We start from the raw sequence: 17484 nt of genomic DNA on the forward strand, positions 1-17484 counted from the left end.
AATATAATCCGGCGCCCCGCTCGCCCCAATCCAAGGTTATTCATGAGTCATCCCGCTTCCAGCGCCGCGCCAAGTCTGTCGCCTGGCGCGATCCTGCTTATTCAACTCGCCCTGGCCCTCGGCGGCTTCGCCATCGGCACCGGCGAGTTCGCCATCATGGGCCTGATGCCCAACGTCGCCGCCGACCTTGGCGTCAGCGAGCCGCAAGTCGGCCACGTGATCAGTGCCTACGCCCTCGGCGTAGTGGTCGGTGCACCGGTGCTGGCCCTGCTCGGTGCCCGCTTGCCACGGCGCATCCTGCTTCTGCTGCTGATGGGCTGCTTCGCCCTCGGCAATTTCGCCAGTGCCCTGGCGCCGAGCTACGAACCGCTGCTGATCTTCCGCTTCATCGCCGGCCTGCCGCACGGTGCATACTTCGGCATCGCCATGCTGGTGGCGGCGTCGATGGCCCCGCCGCACAAGCGCGCCAAGGCGGTGAGCCGGGTACTGGCCGGCCTGACCGTGGCCATCCTGATCGGCAACCCGCTGGCGACCTGGCTCGGCCAGTTCATGAGTTGGCGCTACGCCTTCGCCCTGGTCGGCGTGATCGCCATCACTACCATCGCCATGGTGGCGATCTTCCTGCCAGCCGACCCCAACGAGGAGCGCAGCAGCCCCTCGGGCGAGCTGCGCGCCTTCAACCGCGCACCGATCTGGCTGGCCCTGGGCATCGGCTCGATTGGTTTTGCCGGGATGTTCTGCGTGTTCAGCTATATGGCGCCGACCCTGCTGCACGTCACCCAGGTCGGCCCCGGCTGGATCCCGCTGGCCATGGGCGTGTTCGGCGCCGGCTGCATCGTCGGTAACAGCGCCGGCGGCTGGCTGTTCGACCGCCTGCGCCTGCGTGCGGTGGCCTGGATCCTGGCCTGGAGCACGCTGGTGCTGCTGGTCTTCCCCTTCGCCGCGCACAGCCTGTGGACGATCCTCCCGGCGATCTTCGCCCTCGGCACCATGATCGCCCTCGGCCCGGCGCTGCAGACCCATCTGATGGACGTCGCCACCGGCGCGCAAACCCTCGCGGCCGCCTCCAACCACGCTGCGTTCAACGTCGCCAACGCGCTTGGCCCCTGGCTCGGCGGCCTGGCGATCAGCGCTGGCATGGGCTGGACGGTGACCGGCTTTATCGGCGCGGCCACTGCAATCTGCGGCCTGGCGCTGTTCGCCTGGGCCTGGAGCGTACAGAAGAAAAACGGGCACATTTGAGGGATGCGAGACGGTGCGCGTGCAGGTATCTTCTGCCTCCCGAACCACCGTCATGAATCCCATCGATGATCGCCCGACTGCTGCGCTGCGCCCTGCTCGCTACTGCCCTGCTCACCTCCATCGACGTCCTGGCCAAGGTGGAGGTCGAAGCCCACGATGGCCTGCTGGCGGCGAAGGTGTCCGAGGAAATCGTGCCGGGCGATTACGAGGCACTGCTCAAGGCGCTGCGAGCCCACCCAGGCAAGTTCACGCGCAAGATCATGCTGCTCGACAGCATCGGCGGCAGTGTTCCCGAAGCCATGCGCATGGGCCGTCTGCTGCGTGAAACCGGCTTCGAGGCACTGGTGCCGTCCAACGGCCTGTGCCAGGGCAGCTGCATCTATCTGCTGGCAGCCGGCAGCACGCGCACGGTGAAAGGCGCCGTGGCGCTGCGTCGCCCGCCCTTCGCCAATGGCGACTCGGCATTGGCTCAGGCAGCCAGCACCCGCCTCGCGCTCAGCCCGGCCAACTACTTTCGCGAAATGGGGGTCGACGTCAGCCTGGCCGAGGCTATCTACCGCGTGCCGGAAGGCCGCCTGCAGTTGCTGAGTCAGGACGATCTGGCGCGTTATCACTTGAAGTGAGGCGGCACTCTTGCCCGGCACCAGACAACGCGATATTGTCCGCCCCCAGCATGGCAATGAGCCATCAGTGAAACGGAATTCGAGCATACGCAGCGACGCGTAAAGGCAACCGCCTGACCTTCATGCAACGTCTCCTCCGTGACCTGATCACTCGCTACGGCTGGCAATCCAGACCAGTCTTTGCGCCGTGCCTGTTCACCACCCCCTCGATACTCGGAGTCATCATGCTGAAGAAACTGGCCCTGGCCGCCTTTGCCTCGTCGCTGCTCGTCGGCTGCGCCTCGGTTCCCATGGAAGACAAGGAAGCCTCCACCGAAGCCAAGCGCTTTGCATCCCCCGCAGCGGGCAATGCAGGCCTGTACATCTACCGCAACATGGGCGCCGGCAGTGCCCTGAAGAAAGACATCTGGGTCGACGATAAATGCATCGGCGAATCCGCACCGAAGATCTTCTTCTACGAGCAGGTCAAAGGCGACATGGAGCACAAGATCTCCACCGAATCCGAGTTCTCGCCCAACGATCTGCTGGTCAAGACCGAAAGCGGCAAGAACTACTTCATCAAGCAGTACATCAAGATGGGCGTATTCGTCGGAGGCGCCAACCTGGAGCTGGTCGACGAGAAGGAAGGCAAAGAAGACATTGCGAAGCTGGAACTGGCGCGCAAAGGCACTTGCTCCAAATAAGCCGGAGCGGCCAGGCTGAGCCCCGACATCGAAAGATGCCGGGGCTTTTTCATTAGAAGAGGAAAGTCAGCGCCAGGTTGAACAGCATGGCGGCGACGAAGCCGATAGGCGCGGCGCGCAGCAGCAGTTGCGAGAACAGCGAGGCACGGGCCTTATCTTCCGTGCAGGAGCCCAGCAGCAGGCTGCCACCGGAGGAGAACGGCGAAATCGAGGTGGCTTGAGCACCCACCACGATGGCGACGAAGATGATCATCGGGTCGATCGACATCGAACTCGCCAGCGGCAACACCATCGGGAACAGCGCCGGCGTCACCACACCCAGGGTACTGGCGAAGATCGACATCAGTGCCGCGACCACACCGAAGGCCACCGGGATCATCACGGGCGGGATGTTGCCGCTGATCCAGGACGCCAGGGCATCGATGGTGCCGGCCTTGATCGCGACGGTAATCAGCATGCCGACCCCGCAGATCATGATCAGCGTGGCCCAGGGCACGGAGGCAATGGCCTTACGCTCGTCACCCAGCTTGAGCAGCAGCGCGATCACCGAGAACACACTGGCGATCAGCCCGATATCCACCTTGGCGTTGATGAACCTGACCGTGGCGTTGTCCGGGAAGGCCAGCAGCGCCAGCGGCGCGGCCAGTACCAGCAGCATCATCAGCACGGTCAGCAGCAGGGTGAGCTTCTGTTCGCGGTTGAAGGCTTCCGGCAGGTCGGCGTTGAGCACCGCATTCTTCAGATTGCGACCATGGCCGCCGAGGAAGACGAACGCGGAAATCACCAGTACCGGGATGATCGCGGTACTGGCGAAGATTGCCAGCGCATTGACGAAGGCTTCGCTCTCGGGCATGCCGGCGCTGGTCATCAGGCCACGGAAGATGATGCCGCTCTGGCTGGAGACGAAGTTGGCTCCGGCCAGCGCGCCGTAGTTCACCGCCATGCCACCGAGGATCAGGCTCATGCCGGTGCGCTGGCACAGCAGCAAGGTCAGCGGCGCCATGAAGGCCAGCACGGTGTAGTAACCGGCGCCCATGCCGGCGATCACACTGGCAGTGAAGAAGATCGCGTAGGGCAGCAGATGCGGCACGCCCCGGCAGCGATACAGCAGATGGCCGGCGAGTTTCTCCAGGGTGCCGTTGACGGTGGCGAAGCTGTAGAACAGGCAGACCGAGAAGATCACGAAGAAGATCTTCAACGGCCACATGCCGATGATGTCACCCGGGCTCAGACCCATGCCGAAACAGCCCAGCAGGTAGGCGAAGGCGATGGCGAACAGACCGATGTTGATCTTGGTGGTGTAGCCCAAGGCAACCGCAAGAACGATCGCGCTGACGACGAGCAAGCTCATCATGATGGTTTGACTCCTTTTGTTGTTCTGATGTGAGCGACGGCCTCGCTTACGCGAAACCGAACAGGGTTGCGGGGTTGTCCACCAGAACGCGGCGGCGCTCCTCGGGGTTGGGCAGCAGGGCCTCGAGCAGCGCGAACTGCTGATCGTAGCGGGTCTGCGACTCGAACTGGGTATTGGGCCAATCGCTGCCCCAAACGAACCGCCCGACTCCACCGCAGGCTTCGCGCAGGCGCGCTTCGATGGCTTGGGCGCGAGCCAGGTCGGATTGGCTGCGGTAGGCGGCGGACAGCTTGATCCACACCGGCGCCTGGCCGAGCAGATCGAAGAAGGCCGCATGCTGTGGGTCGTCCAGCTGCATGCTGGCAGCCGGCAGACCGAAGTGATCGATCACCACGCTGACACCGGACTCGAGAATCGTCGGCACGATCAGCGCCAGGTCGTCGAAGCCACGCTGGATCTCCACCTGCCAGCCACGTCGGGCCAGGCGCCGAAACAGGCTGTTCCAGGCGGGGCTGGCGTAATCCTCCAGCGCCTTGCCGATCAGGTTCAGGCGCACGCCCACCACACCGGCAGCCGCCAACTCGTCCAGTTCGCCGTCGCTCACCTGCGCATCGACCACCGCCACGCCGCGCAGGCGCTGCGGGAAGCGACGCAGCGCCTCGATCATGTAGTGGTTGTCGGTGCCGAGAAAGCTCGGCTGGATCAGCACGCCGTGAGATAGGCCGCAACCGTCCAGATGAGCCAGGTACTGCTCCACCGTGGCGTCGTAGTCAGGGCTATAGCGGCGACCAGGCGCCATCGGCAAGTCCTGCCGGAAGATGTGCGCATGGGTGTCGATGCCGGTGATAGCGGCATAAGGCAGGGACGTCACGAAGCGGTACCTCTGTCGATTATTGTTCGAACCAGCCTGGAAAGCTGATCGACTCGCCAGGACATATAGTCATATATATGAATAGATGATATCTAACGACAGACACCGACTGCTGTCAACGCACGGCTCGGTGGTAAAGTGACGGCCGGTCGAAATCGGGATTGATGCGCTATGAGCCCCACACCTCTGGGACAGGACGAGCGCCTGCCGCTGTATCAGCGGCTGCGCGATGAAATGCTGGCGAAAATTGCGGCAGGCGAATGGCTGCCAGGCGAGGCCATTCCCACCGAAGCGGAGCTGACGCGCCAGTACGGCGTTGCCGTCGGCACCGTACGCAAGGCGGTGGAGACCCTGGTCGCGGAAGGCCTTCTGCTGCGTGCCCAGGGCCGTGGCACCTTCGTGCGCCGGCCCAATTTCGATGGCTCGCTGTTTCGCTTCTTTCGTCAGGTCAGCGCCAGCGGCCAGTCGCAGATTCCACAGAGCCGTATTCTGGTCAGCCGTCTCGAACCTGCGGAGGAAGCCGCACGCGTAGCCCTGCAACTGCAGCCCGGCGAGCACTGCCTGTATCTGGAGCGGCTGCGGCTGATCGAAGGACGACCGATGTTTCACGAGCGCATCTGGTTGCCGGCCTCGCGCTTCAGCGCCCTGCAGAGCATTGCGCCCGGTGACTTCCCGCCGCTGCTCTATCCCTTCTACGAACAGCAATGCGGCCAGCGCATCGCCTCGGCGCAGGAAACCCTGACTGTCGCCAGCGCCGATGAAACCCTGGCTGCGACCCTTGGCGTGGCCCTCGGCAGCCCGGTGGTGGTGATCGCCCGCACCGCGCTGGGCTACGACCGCACGCCACTGGAATACCGGATGTCGCGCGCCGCTGCGGAGAACTTCCGCTACCAGGTGGAAATCAGCTAGCCAACGCATCGCCCAGACGCAAAACGCCCGGGCAAGCCCGGGCGTTCTGTGCTGCGAGATGTGGCTAGGGTTTGTACGAAAAGTCGTCGAGCGAAGGTCAGGCGAGGCAAAAACGGGTGAGGAAGCGGAGTTTACGAGCTGTAAATGAGCATTCCGAACCCGTTTTTAACGAAGCATCACCGAGCGCAGGCACTTTTCTTACAGAGCCTAGAACAGCCCCAGCCCCCAGGCCGCACCAAACAACACCAGCGAGAAGCCCCACATCCACCACAGCGAGTAGCGGATATGGCGGCCCAGATCCAGCCCGGCCAGGCCCAGCGCCAGCCACAGCGCAGGCGAGAACGGGCTGATGAAGGTGCCGATGATGTTGCCGATGGTCAGCGCATAGACCACGCTGGCCGGCTCCACACCCTGGCCGCTGACCACTTCCAGCGTCACTGGCAGCAGGCCGAAGTAATAGGCATCGGTGCTCAGCATCAGCTCCATCGGCAGGCCGAACAGGCCGAGCACGATATGCATCTGCCCCACCAGCGATGCCGGCAGCACGCCGGCCAGATCCTTGGCGATGGAAGTGAGCATGCCAGTGCCGGTAAAGATGCCGAGCATCGAACCCGCAGCCAGGATGATCATGCCCATGCTCAGCGCCGCCGGCGCATGCGCCGAGATACGCTGCATCTGCACCTTGCCGCCCGGATAGTTGAGCAGCAGCACCAGGCACAGGCCGATCATGAAGATGTAGCCCGCCGGCAATACGCCCGAGAACAACGACACCAGCACCGCCAGGAACAGCGCAGCGTTGGCCCACAACAGGCGCGGACGCGCCAGCTCACGTTCCTCTGCGCTCAGCTCATGCAGGTCGCTGCTGGTTTCCACCAGCACACCCTCATCACCCGTCCTGCCCGCAGCGATGCGACGCTGCTCCCGCCAGCCCAGCAGCGCGGCCAGGGCGATCAGCAGCACCACACCGATGCCTTGAATGGTGATCAGCGGTCGCCACAGTTCGGTGACCTCGATACCGGTCACCGCCGACGCCCGGCCCAGCGGCCCGGCCCAGGGCAGCATGTTGAAGATACCGGCGCCGAGGGCCAGCAACAGCAGCATCAGATAGGGGCTCATGCGCAGCTGCTTGTACAGCGGCAACAGCGCGGGAACGGTGAGCAGGAAGGTGGTGGCGCCGGCACCGTCGAGGTGCGCAAGCATGCCAATTATGGCGGTCGCCACGGTCACCGCGATCACGTTGCCGCGCGTCAGCCGTACCATGCCGCCGATCAGCGGGCGGAACAGCCCGGTGTCCTGCAGAACGCCGAAAAAGGTGATGGCGAACACGAACATGGTGGCAATCGCCGTCACCCGGCCAATGCCATCGGTGAAGAAACCGGAAATCGCCTCCGGGCCAAAGCCCGCGGCCAAAGCGCCCAAGAGCGGCACCACGATCAACGGCAGAACAGGCGACATGCGCCCGACGAGCAACAGCACAACCAGGCAGCAGATGGTCAACAGACCGATCAGGGTCAACAAACCGCTTTCTCCTCTTTTTCTTGTGGGGCGCAACGAGCGCGTCCGGAAGCTAAGAGGCGAACCTTTCAAAAACCTTTAAGCGGCGGATATCAGCCATGGCAAATGTCAGGGGATATGTCACACGCAGCAACTGCAAAACCTTCAGGCCAGTCGCAGCGCCAAGGCTAGGGAAATCGAGAACAGGGCCACCAGATTGCCGAGGATGACGATGGAAGCCACCTTCTCCGGCTCCTGGGCATAACGCTCGGCAAACATGAAGTTGAGCACCGCAGGCGGCAAGGCACCGAAGATCAGCAGGATGTCGGTCTCGCGCGACGACAGGCCGAAAGCCAGACAAAACAGGTAAGCGAGCAGCATCCCGCTCAGTGGCGTCGCCACCGCGCCCACCAGGCCGATGCGCCATTGCGCGAAAGGTGCCGTATTCAGCCGCACGCCGAGCGAGAACAGCATCAGCCCCGTGGAAACATCGGCAATGAGCTTGATCGCTGACAGGAATGGCGGCCAGAGCGCTATACCCGAGAGGCTGACCAGCACGCCGGCGACGCCGGCGATGATCACCGGCTCACGCAGCAGCCCCCAGAGTTTCACATTACGCCCGAGCCACCAGGTGGCGATGGCGAAGTGCAGGACATTTTCCACCAGAAACAGCACCACCGCTGCCGGCAGCACCTGCTCGCCAAAGGCGAACAGCAGCAGCGGCAAGCCCATGTTGCCAGCATTGGTGAACATCATCGGCGGCAGCAGCGTCTTCGCCTCATAGCCCAGCCAGCGCGCGAGCGGCCAACCGATCAGGCCTGAACCGAGCACGATGACCAAACCACCGAGCGCGATCATCTGCACATCGGCCAGCGCCACCGACTTGCTCGCCAGCGCGGAAAAGATCAGCGCCGGCACGAAGATGCCCATGTTCACCTGGTTGGTGGCGATCATGTCCGGGCGGTGCCGACGACCATACAGGTAGCCGATCGCGATCACCGTGAACACGGGGAATACGATGCTCACGATCTGCACGAGCATGGAGGATCCTTTATGCGTTAAGCAGTTCTCAGCCCTGCTGTGGTTTGCCGTTCAGAGCGTAGTAACTGCGGATGACCTGGCTGTCGTCGGCCCGTCCTTCGCCACGCCCGGAGGTGGCGAGAAACATCTGGTGCGCCACCGCCGCAATCGGCAAGGCGGCCTGGGCATCACGTCCGGCCTCGAGCACGATACCCAGATCCTTGACGAAGATGTCGACCGCACTGCTGACCTCCGGCTCCTCCTGCAACATGCGCGGGCCACGATCCTTGAGCATCCAGCTCGCTGCGGCCGAGCCGCTCATGATCTCCAGCAGCACGTCGAGGTCGACGCCGGTCTTGGCGGCCAGCGCGAAGGCCTCGGCGACCACGGCAATATGCACACCGCACAGCAACTGGTTGACGGTCTTGACCGTGGCGCCCTGACCGGCACGCTCTCCGACATGGAAAATGCGCTGCCCAAGCCCCTCGAACACTGGCCTGACCGCCTCGAAGGTCGAGCGCTCGCAGGCCGCCATGACGGTCAGCGAGGCAGCGCTGGCACCGGCAGTACCGCCGGAAACCGGCGCATCGACGAAACGTCGCCCGGTGGCCATGACCCGAGTGGCAATGCGCTCGACCGCAGCCGGTGGACAGGTGGCCATCAGGCAGACGATGCCATCGTCCGGCATGGCTGCCAGCGCCCCACTGTCAAACAGCACCTGCTCGGCCTGGGCCGCGTTGACCACCATCAGAATCATGACGTCGGCGCCCTGAGCGGCGGCGACAGCGTCACTCGACGCCTCGCCTCCTGCGCTGGCGAGCGCTGTCAGCGCCACGGGGTTGAGATCGAAGCCGCGCACGCGGTGGCCGGCGACAAGTAGATTTTTCGCCATCGGCAGGCCCATGGCGCCCAGCCCGGCAAATGCAATCGTATGCATGGGATGTCCTCTTCGCGATGACGCCCCCGCCGCGCGCAGGGGCGTCGTCGACTCAATAGATGGTGAAGTCCGGCACGAAGGAGACCAGGGCCAGAACGGTGATTGCCACCAGATAGAAGGGCCACAACTCGCGCACCACCGCCCCCACCTTCTCGTGGGAAATCGCCGAGGCAATGAACAGCGTGGTGCCAACCGGCGGGGTGAACAGGCCGATGCTGAGATTGATCGCCATCATGATGCCGAGCTGCGTCAGATCCAGACCGATGGCATTGCCGATGGCGACGAAGGTGGGGCCGAGCAGCAGGATCGCGGCCGGCAGGTCGAGGAACATCCCCACCATCACCATGATCAGGTTCAGCATCAGAATGACCATCCACGGCGAATGCAGGGTCTGCGCCGTCCACTCGGCGACGGCAGTGGGGATGGCTTCGACGGTCAGCACGTAGCCGACCAGGTTCGAGGCGGCGATCACCAGCATGACCACGCCGGTGGTCACCGCGGTATGCACCAGTGCGTCGTAGAGCCGGCGCCAGGTCAGATCGCGGTACACCAGCAAGCTCACCATCAGGCCGTAGAACACCGCCAGCACGCTGACCTCGGTTGGCGTGGCGATGCCAGCCCGCAGCAGCACCACGATGAAGGCGGGCATCGCCAGCGCCGGGGCAGCCGCAACGGTGGCCTTGAGTACCCCCTTGAGGGTGATCTCGTCAGTCAGCCGTTTGAAGCCGCGCAGGCGCCCGGACAGGTAGCACGTCAGCATGAAGCCGGCGCACAGCAGCAACCCCGGCAATACCCCGGCGAGAAACAGCGAGGCAATCGACTGGTTGGACACGGCGGCATAGAGAATCAGCGGGATCGACGGCGGGATCAGCCCCGCGATGGTCGCCGAGGACGCCGTGGCCGCCGCAGCGAAGGCGCCCGGATAGCCTTCGCGCTTCTGCCAGGGAATCAGCATCGAGCCCAATGCCGAGGCCTCCGCCACTGCCGAACCGGAGACGCCGCCGAACACCGTGGAGCCGACCACGGTGACCTGGCCCAGGCCGCCATGAAAGCGGCCCACGAGCATGGTGGCGAAGTGAATCAGCCGCTTGCCCAGGGTGCCGCCCATCATCAGGCTGCCCGAGAGCATGAAGAACGGGATCGCCAGCAAGGGAAAGCTCTGCGTCGGCTGGAAGATCTTCACGATCGCCGCCACGCTGGGCACGCCGCCGACGGTCACGGCAGCCACTCCCGAGCTGATCAGCAGCGCATAACCGACCGGCAACGCCAGCGCCAGCAGAGCGGCGAAGATGAGAATCATGACGAGGGTCATACGTCCTCCTCGATGTGATGGGCGCGAACGGCAAGCGGATCGTCAGCCTGAATAAGACAGGCCAGGGTGGTCAGCGCAGTCAGACCGAGACCGATGAAGCCGACGATCATGGCCAGGTAAGCCCACTTGGCCGAGAGTCCGGTGACGGGATAGACCTCGCTGCCGGTGATCTCGACGACGTCGAGACCGACCCAGGCCAGATAGAAGAAGGTGAAGGCGATCAGCAGGCTATGTAGCACCAGCAACAGCTTGTTCCCAGTGCGACCGAGCACCGCCTGCAGGGCGGTGACAGCGATGTGCTGGCCGCGCTGGGCAGCGAGCACGATGCCGCCCATCACCAGCCAGGGGAACAGGATGTTGGGCATTTCGGTCGGCCAGCCCATGCCCTGGTTGGTGAGGTAGCGCACCACCACCTCGGCCATCAGCGATACGAACATGGCCGTCAGCGCCGTGATCACCACCACCACGCTCGCCGCCACGATGATCGTGTCCGCCCAGTGCGCCACTCTGCTCAGTGTCGCATCACGCTGCGCCGCATTGCTGGAGGTCTCGGCCATCATCATTGCTTGCCCGCTTCGGAGACGATCAGCTTGACCAGATCCGGGTACTGCGCCGCCCACTTGTCGTAGACGGACTGGGTCTTGGCAGCGAACGCCGCTTGATCGACTTCATTGATCTGCACCCCTGCCTCGGCGAGTTTGACGCGCAGATCCTTGTCGGCGGCGAGGGACATCTCACGATTGAGCTGGCCAGCTTCGACAGCGGCCTCCTTGATCGCCTGCTGGTCTTCCTTGGACAGGGTCGCCCAGATCATCTTGCTGGCCAGCAGCGGCGTGGTCTCGTACTTGTGCCCGGTCAGCGAGATGTACTTCTGCACCTCGTAGAGCTTGGACGAATAGACGTTCATCAGAGGATTTTCCTGGCCGTCGAACACACCCTGCTGCAGGGCGATGTACAGTTCGGAGAACGCCAGCGGAGCCGGGTTGGCGCCCAGGGCCTTGAAGATGTCCAGGGTCATGGCATCCGGCGGCGTGCGCACCTTGATCCCCTGCAGGTCTTCCGGTTTCACGATCGGACGCTTGTTGTTGCTGGTGTGGCGAATGCCGTTGTCCCACAACGCCAGCACCACCAGGCCCTTGGTATTGGCGGCTTCATTGAGTTTGGCGCCAACCGGGCCGTCGACCACCTTGTAGGCATGCTCGAGGTCACGGAACAGGAAAGGCAGGCCGACCACATTGAATTCCGGCACCACGCCGGCGGTACTGCCCTGGGAGTTGGTGCTGAAGGCCAGTGTGCCCAGGCGCATGTTGGTCAGCGACTCGACGTCGTCGCCGAACTGAGCGCTGCCACCGACCTCGACCTTGACGCGGCCTTGGGTCTTTTGCTCGACCAGTTCGGCAAATTTTTCCGAGGCCACTGCTTTGGGGTTGCCCGGCGCGGCGTTATGCGAGAGGCGCAGAACCTGCTGGGCCCAGCTAGTGGAGGCAGTCGCGAGGGTGAGGGTCGCGGCAACGGCGATGAGTATCTTCTTCATGAGCTTCACCTTGCTTTCTTATTGATATTTTTGCGTTTCTTATTGGTATGCATGCACATACGAAGCGTCAGTTCAATCATGCGGGCGGTATTGAGGCCGCCCGCAAATACCCGGCGAGATGCCGGGCTCATCCATGAATGAGCATGCCTCCGTTGACATCGATCACCGCACCAGTGATGTAGGCAGACAGGCTGGACGCCAGGAACAGGTAGGCACCGGCCACCTCTTCGGCATTGCCCAGGCGATTGAGCGGGATGCTGGCGGCAATCTCGGCCTTCTGCTCGTCACTGAGCTTGCCGGAGCTGATATCGGTCTGGATCAGGCCGGGCGTCACGCAGTTGACGCGAATGTTGCTCGGCCCGAACTCACGCGCCATGGCCTTGGCCAGCCCCAGAACGCCGGCCTTGGCGGCCGAATAATGCGGGCCACCGAGAATGCCGCCACCGCGCTGAGCCGATACCGACGACATGCAGGCAATCGAGCCGCCGCCCTGCTCTTTCATGTGCGGAATCACGGCCTGGGACAGATAGAGCACGCCACGCAGGTTCACATCCAGGATGCGATCCCAACTGGCCGGATCGATCTCCAGGGTCTTCACCGGCTGGGTGATACCGGCGTTGTTGATCAGCACGTCGATGCGGCCGAAATCGGCGATGGCACGTTCGGCAGCATTGAGGCAGGCGTCCTTGTCCGCCACGTTGCAGGCATAGCCACGGTGTTCGGAGCCGATGGCAGCGGCAGCCTCGGCGGCGGCAGCCTCATCGAGATCGAGGATCACCACCTTGGCGCCATGGCTGGCGAACAGCCGGGCAGTGGCCAGGCCAATGCCGCGCGCCGAGGCCGCGCCGGAAATCATGGCGACCTTGCCGTCGAGAAGAAGAGCGTTGTTCATGCAGAAATTCCTTGCAGGTGCGCCTGTGAGCGGCGCGTGAATGAGTGCGGCGACACGCGGCCGCCTTAACCGAGCCAGCCCTTGATGGTCGCGGACATCGCCTCGGTGGAAATCCCATAGCGGTCGTGCAGCGTCGGTAGCGCACCCGCGTCGAGGAAGGCATCGGGCAATGCGATCTGACGAAACTGCGGCGTCACGCCTGCCGTCAGCAGCGCGGTGGCCACGGCCTCGCCAAGGCCACCAATCGAGGTGTGGTTCTCTGCCACCACCACCAGGCGGCCCGAACGACCGGCCTCCCGCAGGATGGTCGTGACATCCAGCGGTTTGATGGTCGGCACGTGCAGCACGCCCACATCGACCTTGTCGGCCTCCAGCGCCTTGGCCACCTCGAGCGCACGCATGGTCAGAATGCCGGAGGAGATCACCAGCACGTCACGGCCGTCGCGCAGCATCTTGGCCTTGCCCAGTTCGAAGCTGTAGTCGTACTCGTCGAGCACCAGCGGCACGTTGCCGCGCAGCAGGCGCATGTACACCGGGCCATTGTGCGCAGCGATCTGCGGCACGGCCTGCTCGGTGTCGAGCGCATCGCACGGGTCGATGATGGTCATGCCGGGGATGCCACGCATCAGCGCGATATCCTCGGTGGCCTGGTGGCTGGGGCCGTAGCCGGTGGTCAGGCCAGGCAGCGCGCAACACAGCTTGACGTTGAGGTTTTCCTCGGCGATCACCTGATGCACGAAGTCGAATGCACGGCGGGTGCCGAACACCGCATAGGTGGTGGCGAACGGCACGAAGCCTTCCTTGGCCATGCCGCCGGCCGATGCCATCAGCAACTGCTCGGCCATGCCCATCTGGAAGAAACGTTCCGGGTAGGCCTGGGCGAACAGGTGCAGGTCGGTGTACTTGGCCAGGTCGGCGGTCAGGCCAACGATTTCCGGGCGATTGGCCGCCAGCTCGACCAGGGCTTTGCCGAAGGGCGCAGCCTTGACGCGCTGCCCCTCGGAGGCGATGGACGCGATCATCGCCGAGGTGGTCAGACGCGGTTTCTTGGCAGTGGTGCTCATCGGGCAGCTCCCTGAGTTTGATCGAGGATATCGAGGGCCTGCTGCCACTCGGAGGCGTCGACGCGAATGAAGTGGTTCTTCTCGCGTTGTTCGAGGAAAGGCACGCCCTTGCCCATCAGGGTGTCGAAGAGGATCACGCGCGGCTTGGCTTCGCTCAGGTTGCGCGCGGCATCGAAAGCGGCGATCACGGCCGCCTGATCGTTGCCATCGACGCGCTGCACATGCCAGCCGAAGGCCGCCCATTTGTCGGCCAGTGGCTCGAAGCCCAGCACCTTGGTCGAGGGGCCATCGGCCTGCTGGTTGTTGATGTCGACCAGGCAGATCAGGTTGCCCAGGCCATGGTGGGCCGCGCTCATGGCTGCTTCCCAGGTCGAGCCTTCGTCCAGCTCGCCATCGGACATCGAGTTGTAAACGAAGGCCGGATTGCCCTTCAGGCGCAGGCCCAGCGCCATGCCCACGGCGATCGGCAGGCCCTGACCGAGCGAGCCGCCAGACATTTCCATGCCGGGGGTGTAGGTGGCCATACCCGACATTGGCAGGCGGCTGTCGTCACTGCCGTAGGTTTCCAGCTCGTCCTCGGGAATGATCTTCGCTTCGATGAGCGCGGCGTAGAACGCAATCGCGTAATGACCGTGGGACAGCAGGAAGCGGTCGCGCCCTTCCCAGTTCGGATCCTCGGGGCGCAGGTTCATGGCATGACAGTAGGCGGTCGCCAGGACATCGGCATAGCCCAGCGCCTGGCCGACATAACCCTGGCCTTGCACTTCGCCCATCTGCAGCGCGAAGCGGCGGATGCGATAGGCGCTCTCGGCGACTCTGGCGTGGGCGGGTGAATTATTGTTCTGCACGCGGTTCTCCTTGATCTGGCCCGGCGGCTGATTGCCGCCGCAGCCTCGTTCGTCTCTCTTGGAGGGGTGAGCTCCAGGCCTGCCGGATACCCTCAAAGGCGCATCCGGCGAGTGAGAGAAAGCCTATGCCCTTGATTTTTTGAGCTCAAACGAATAATCAAGGCAGATAGATGAATTGAACTAACGTGAAAAGACCATGCAGAACCGGGTATCGCTCAAGGCCATTCAGGCATTCGAAGCCGCCGCGCGGCTGTCATCCTTCGCCCTCGCCGCCGAAGAACTGTTCGTCACGCCCTCGGCGGTGAGCCATCAGATCAAGCTTCTGGAGGAGCAATTCGGCGTGCGCCTGTTCCACCGCGTGCATCGCGCGGTGGTGCTGACCGATGCCGGGCGGGTCTATGCCGAGGAGGTGTCGGCGGCCTTCAGCAGGATCGAACTGGCGACACGCGAGCTGGGCCGCACGGCGAAGAGCGACATCCTCACGGTGCACTCGACGCCCAGTTTCGCGACCCAGTGGCTGATGCCCCGACTGGCGCGCTTCAGCGCCTTGCAGCCCGATATCGACGTGCGCCTGAACGCCTCCTACCCGGCGCCTGCCGACCTGCTGACGCAAGGCGTGGACATCGACATTCGCTATGGCATGCGGCGCCTGCAGCCGGCCGGCACCATGGTGCTGCCCTTTCCGCCGGAAACCATCGTGCCGCTCTGCGCACCCTCATTGGCCGATGGCGCGCAGGCGATCCGCGCACCGGAGGATTTACGTCATCACACCCTGATCCACAGCGAGGTGTGCCTGGTCAGTTGGCGCGACTGGATGCGCCAGCACCGCAAGGTGCCACTGGATATCTCGCGCGGACCGCGCTTCGACCGTTCGTTCATGGCGATCAGCGCCGCCGTCGACGGCCTGGGGGTTTGCCTCGAAAGCGTGCTGCTGGCACAGCGTGAACTCGACAGCGGCCGCCTGGTCGCCCCATTCGGGTTGGAGGGGCCGAAAGTACAGGGTTATACCTTCAACCTGCTGCGCTCACGCGCGGAGCTGCCGAAGATTCGCAGCTTTCAGGACTGGATGTTTGGCGAACTCGAGGGACGCTCTCCTGTCGACCGTCCGGCACGCACATAGACTCGGGCGTGTCAGACAGCTCGCCCCGATCAGGACGTCTTGAACGTCTTCACCCGCTCCAGCCAATCCGGATCCAGGCAAGTCTGCTCCACGTCCAGCCCACGCTGCTCCATCGCCTCACGGTGGGCATTGATTTCGCCCACCATCTGGCTCAGCTCGCTGGAGTTGCCGTCGAGCTGGTGCATCTGCGTCACCCCCTGGTGATAGAAGCGCAGCAGCTTCATCGCACTTTCATCGCCCTGCTCCACACCCGCCTTGACGTGATGCATGACGTTGGTGATGCGCATCAGGCTGCGCTTGAGGCGCCAGCCATAGACGGCAGGCGCCATGAACGGCCGCGACCAGAGTTGCTGGCGTACCAGGGCGATGCTCAACCCGAGGCCCGCCGCCACACCCAGCAGATTCCACTTGAAGTTGTCGCCACCGGGCGTGCCGAACAGCTGTGTGCTCAGCGTGGCGCAGAGCATGGCCAGCGCCAGGAAGATGACCGCGATCAGTGCCGTGCTGCGACGGGTTTGCTGGCGGTAATAGGCCGGATCGATGGCTTGAATCTCGAACATGGAGGCTACTCTCGGAACGGACAGCGGGGGCGCCACCATGCACCATCACGGCACGGCGGTCGAGCCCGAGCACCAGCCCGATTGCCGCAGGTCAAGCCTTCCGCCAGGTTCAACCACTCTGCTTCAGCCATTCGCTGGGGCTCGCCCCCACCTTGCGGCGAAACGCGCGCGCCAGGGCCGAGGGGCTTTCGTAGCCGACCTCATCGGCGATCAACGCCATGGGCCGGCCTTCACGCAGGCGTTTCTGCGCCAGGCTGACACGCCAGCCCACCAGATAGTCGGCCGGCGTAGCGCCCACCACCTGGTGAAAGTGCGCAGCGAAACTGGCCCGTGACATGCCGGCCAACGCCGCCAGTTCGGCCACCGACCAGCCGTGCTGCGGCTTCTCGTGCAGTTGATTGAGCGCTCGCGCCAGGCGAGGCTCGGCCAGACCCGCCATCATCCCTGAAGCCAGCTCGCGGCTGTTCATCAGGTGACGCAGCAGTTGGATCACCATCAGCTCGAACAGGCGGTTGAGCACCAGCTCACGCCCGCAATCCTCCCCTGCCGCCTCGGCGAACAGCCAGTCCAGGCAGCCGCTCAGGCTCGGCAACTCGCGCAGCGGTTTGACGATGGCACCCGGCAGTGACCGCGACAGCGGATTGTCGATGCCGCCGTCGAAAGCCAGGGTGGCGCAGACCAGCTCGGCACCATCGGCCTCGCTGGCGGTCATCTCATGCAGACGCGGTCTGGCCACCAGCATCAGGCTTGGCTCTTCCAGGCGCAGCTCGCGGCCATTGCCCTCGCGAAAGCGCATGCGTCCGGCACGTAGCAGGTGAATGTAGCCGTGCGGCTCATGCTCGCCATGGCTGCTGGTGCCGCAAAAACCACCGCGGTGGAAGGTGCTGGCGTGCAGGTTGAAGTGGTGCAGCAGGCTGGACAGGCGATCCATGGTCATTTCGCACTCTTGGACGATCTGTCGCATAAAATCGACGATCTGAATCCGAAAAGCCAGATGGATTCCCTAATCTGGCTCCAGGCT

At 63.9% G+C, this 17484-nt stretch carries 18 protein-coding genes; 5 read left to right on the forward strand and 13 right to left on the reverse strand.

Annotation, left to right across the window (positions count from 1 at the left end; all coding sequences use genetic code 11):
• Positions 1-42 precede the first annotated feature (42 nt).
• The 3 genes from VC352_RS09365 (at position 43) to VC352_RS09375 (ending at position 2548) form a co-directional block, all read left to right on the forward strand.
• Complete coding sequence (locus VC352_RS09365; protein ID WP_322979300.1) at positions 43-1242, forward strand: MFS transporter; 1200 nt, start codon at positions 43-45, stop codon at positions 1240-1242.
• A gap of 65 nt (positions 1243-1307) precedes the next feature.
• Positions 1308-1865, forward strand: coding sequence for a hypothetical protein (locus tag VC352_RS09370; protein WP_322979301.1), 558 nt, complete (start codon positions 1308-1310; stop codon positions 1863-1865).
• A 224-nt stretch (positions 1866-2089) separates the two neighbouring features.
• A complete protein-coding gene (locus tag VC352_RS09375; RefSeq protein WP_322979302.1) occupies positions 2090-2548 on the forward strand; it encodes a DUF2846 domain-containing protein in 459 nt (152 codons plus the stop codon).
• Positions 2549-2600: 52 nt separating this feature from the next.
• On the opposite strand, the gene VC352_RS09380 is transcribed toward VC352_RS09375, so the two are convergent.
• Positions 2601-3902, reverse strand: coding sequence for an SLC13 family permease (locus tag VC352_RS09380; protein ID WP_322979303.1), 1302 nt, complete (start codon positions 3900-3902; stop codon positions 2601-2603).
• A 46-nt stretch (positions 3903-3948) separates the two neighbouring features.
• Positions 3949-4773 carry an amidohydrolase family protein gene (locus VC352_RS09385; RefSeq protein WP_322979304.1) on the reverse strand — a complete coding sequence of 275 codons (825 nt, stop codon included), beginning with the start codon at positions 4771-4773 and terminating at the stop codon, positions 3949-3951.
• A gap of 171 nt (positions 4774-4944) precedes the next feature.
• Between VC352_RS09385 and VC352_RS09390 the strand changes: the two genes are divergently transcribed.
• Positions 4945-5682: a GntR family transcriptional regulator gene (locus tag VC352_RS09390; protein WP_322979305.1), complete on the forward strand. Its 738-nt coding sequence runs from the start codon at positions 4945-4947 to the stop codon at positions 5680-5682.
• Positions 5683-5889: 207 nt separating this feature from the next.
• Here the strand turns inward: VC352_RS09390 and VC352_RS09395 are convergent, their stop codons facing one another.
• The 9 genes from VC352_RS09395 to VC352_RS09435 all read right to left on the reverse strand — a co-directional run bounded on the left by VC352_RS09395 (position 5890) and on the right by VC352_RS09435 (position 14783).
• Positions 5890-7200, reverse strand: coding sequence for a citrate:proton symporter (locus VC352_RS09395; protein ID WP_322979306.1), 1311 nt, complete (start codon positions 7198-7200; stop codon positions 5890-5892).
• Between the two features lie 141 nt (positions 7201-7341).
• Positions 7342-8217 (reverse strand): AEC family transporter, encoded by an 876-nt coding sequence (locus tag VC352_RS09400; RefSeq protein ID WP_322979307.1) that lies wholly within the window; start codon positions 8215-8217, stop codon positions 7342-7344.
• Positions 8218-8245: 28 nt separating this feature from the next.
• Positions 8246-9133 carry an NAD(P)-dependent oxidoreductase gene (locus VC352_RS09405; protein ID WP_322979308.1) on the reverse strand — a complete coding sequence of 296 codons (888 nt, stop codon included), beginning with the start codon at positions 9131-9133 and terminating at the stop codon, positions 8246-8248.
• Positions 9134-9185: 52 nt separating this feature from the next.
• Positions 9186-10445 (reverse strand): TRAP transporter large permease, encoded by a 1260-nt coding sequence (locus VC352_RS09410; RefSeq protein WP_322979309.1) that lies wholly within the window; start codon positions 10443-10445, stop codon positions 9186-9188.
• A complete protein-coding gene (locus VC352_RS09415; RefSeq protein WP_322979310.1) occupies positions 10442-11002 on the reverse strand; it encodes a TRAP transporter small permease in 561 nt (186 codons plus the stop codon). Before VC352_RS09415 ends, VC352_RS09410 begins: the two co-directional genes overlap by 4 nt.
• Positions 11003-11004: 2 nt before the next feature.
• Entirely contained in the window at positions 11005-11979 is a 975-nt protein-coding gene (locus VC352_RS09420; protein WP_322979311.1) for a TRAP transporter substrate-binding protein, read from the reverse strand.
• A 127-nt stretch (positions 11980-12106) separates the two neighbouring features.
• Positions 12107-12871: an SDR family NAD(P)-dependent oxidoreductase gene (locus VC352_RS09425; protein ID WP_322979312.1), complete on the reverse strand. Its 765-nt coding sequence runs from the start codon at positions 12869-12871 to the stop codon at positions 12107-12109.
• Positions 12872-12936: 65 nt separating this feature from the next.
• Positions 12937-13935: a transketolase family protein gene (locus VC352_RS09430; RefSeq protein ID WP_322979313.1), complete on the reverse strand. Its 999-nt coding sequence runs from the start codon at positions 13933-13935 to the stop codon at positions 12937-12939.
• Positions 13932-14783 carry a transketolase gene (locus VC352_RS09435; protein WP_322979314.1) on the reverse strand — a complete coding sequence of 284 codons (852 nt, stop codon included), beginning with the start codon at positions 14781-14783 and terminating at the stop codon, positions 13932-13934. The genes VC352_RS09430 and VC352_RS09435 overlap by 4 nt, the downstream gene beginning before the upstream one ends.
• Before the next feature lie 196 nt (positions 14784-14979).
• On the opposite strand from VC352_RS09435, the gene gcvA reads away from it, so the two are divergent.
• Positions 14980-15903: a transcriptional regulator GcvA gene (gene gcvA, locus VC352_RS09440; RefSeq protein WP_322979315.1), complete on the forward strand. Its 924-nt coding sequence runs from the start codon at positions 14980-14982 to the stop codon at positions 15901-15903.
• 29 nt (positions 15904-15932) lie between these two features.
• On the opposite strand, the gene VC352_RS09445 is transcribed toward gcvA, so the two are convergent.
• Both VC352_RS09445 and VC352_RS09450 read right to left on the reverse strand, forming a co-directional pair.
• Entirely contained in the window at positions 15933-16463 is a 531-nt protein-coding gene (locus VC352_RS09445; protein ID WP_322979316.1) for a DUF3087 domain-containing protein, read from the reverse strand.
• A 109-nt stretch (positions 16464-16572) separates the two neighbouring features.
• Positions 16573-17400 carry an AraC family transcriptional regulator gene (locus VC352_RS09450; protein WP_322979317.1) on the reverse strand — a complete coding sequence of 276 codons (828 nt, stop codon included), beginning with the start codon at positions 17398-17400 and terminating at the stop codon, positions 16573-16575.
• Between the last annotated feature and the right edge of the window lie 84 nt (positions 17401-17484).

The organism is Pseudomonas sp. C11, from assembly GCF_034683865.1.
Classification (GTDB): Bacteria; Pseudomonadota; Gammaproteobacteria; order Pseudomonadales; family Pseudomonadaceae; genus Aquipseudomonas.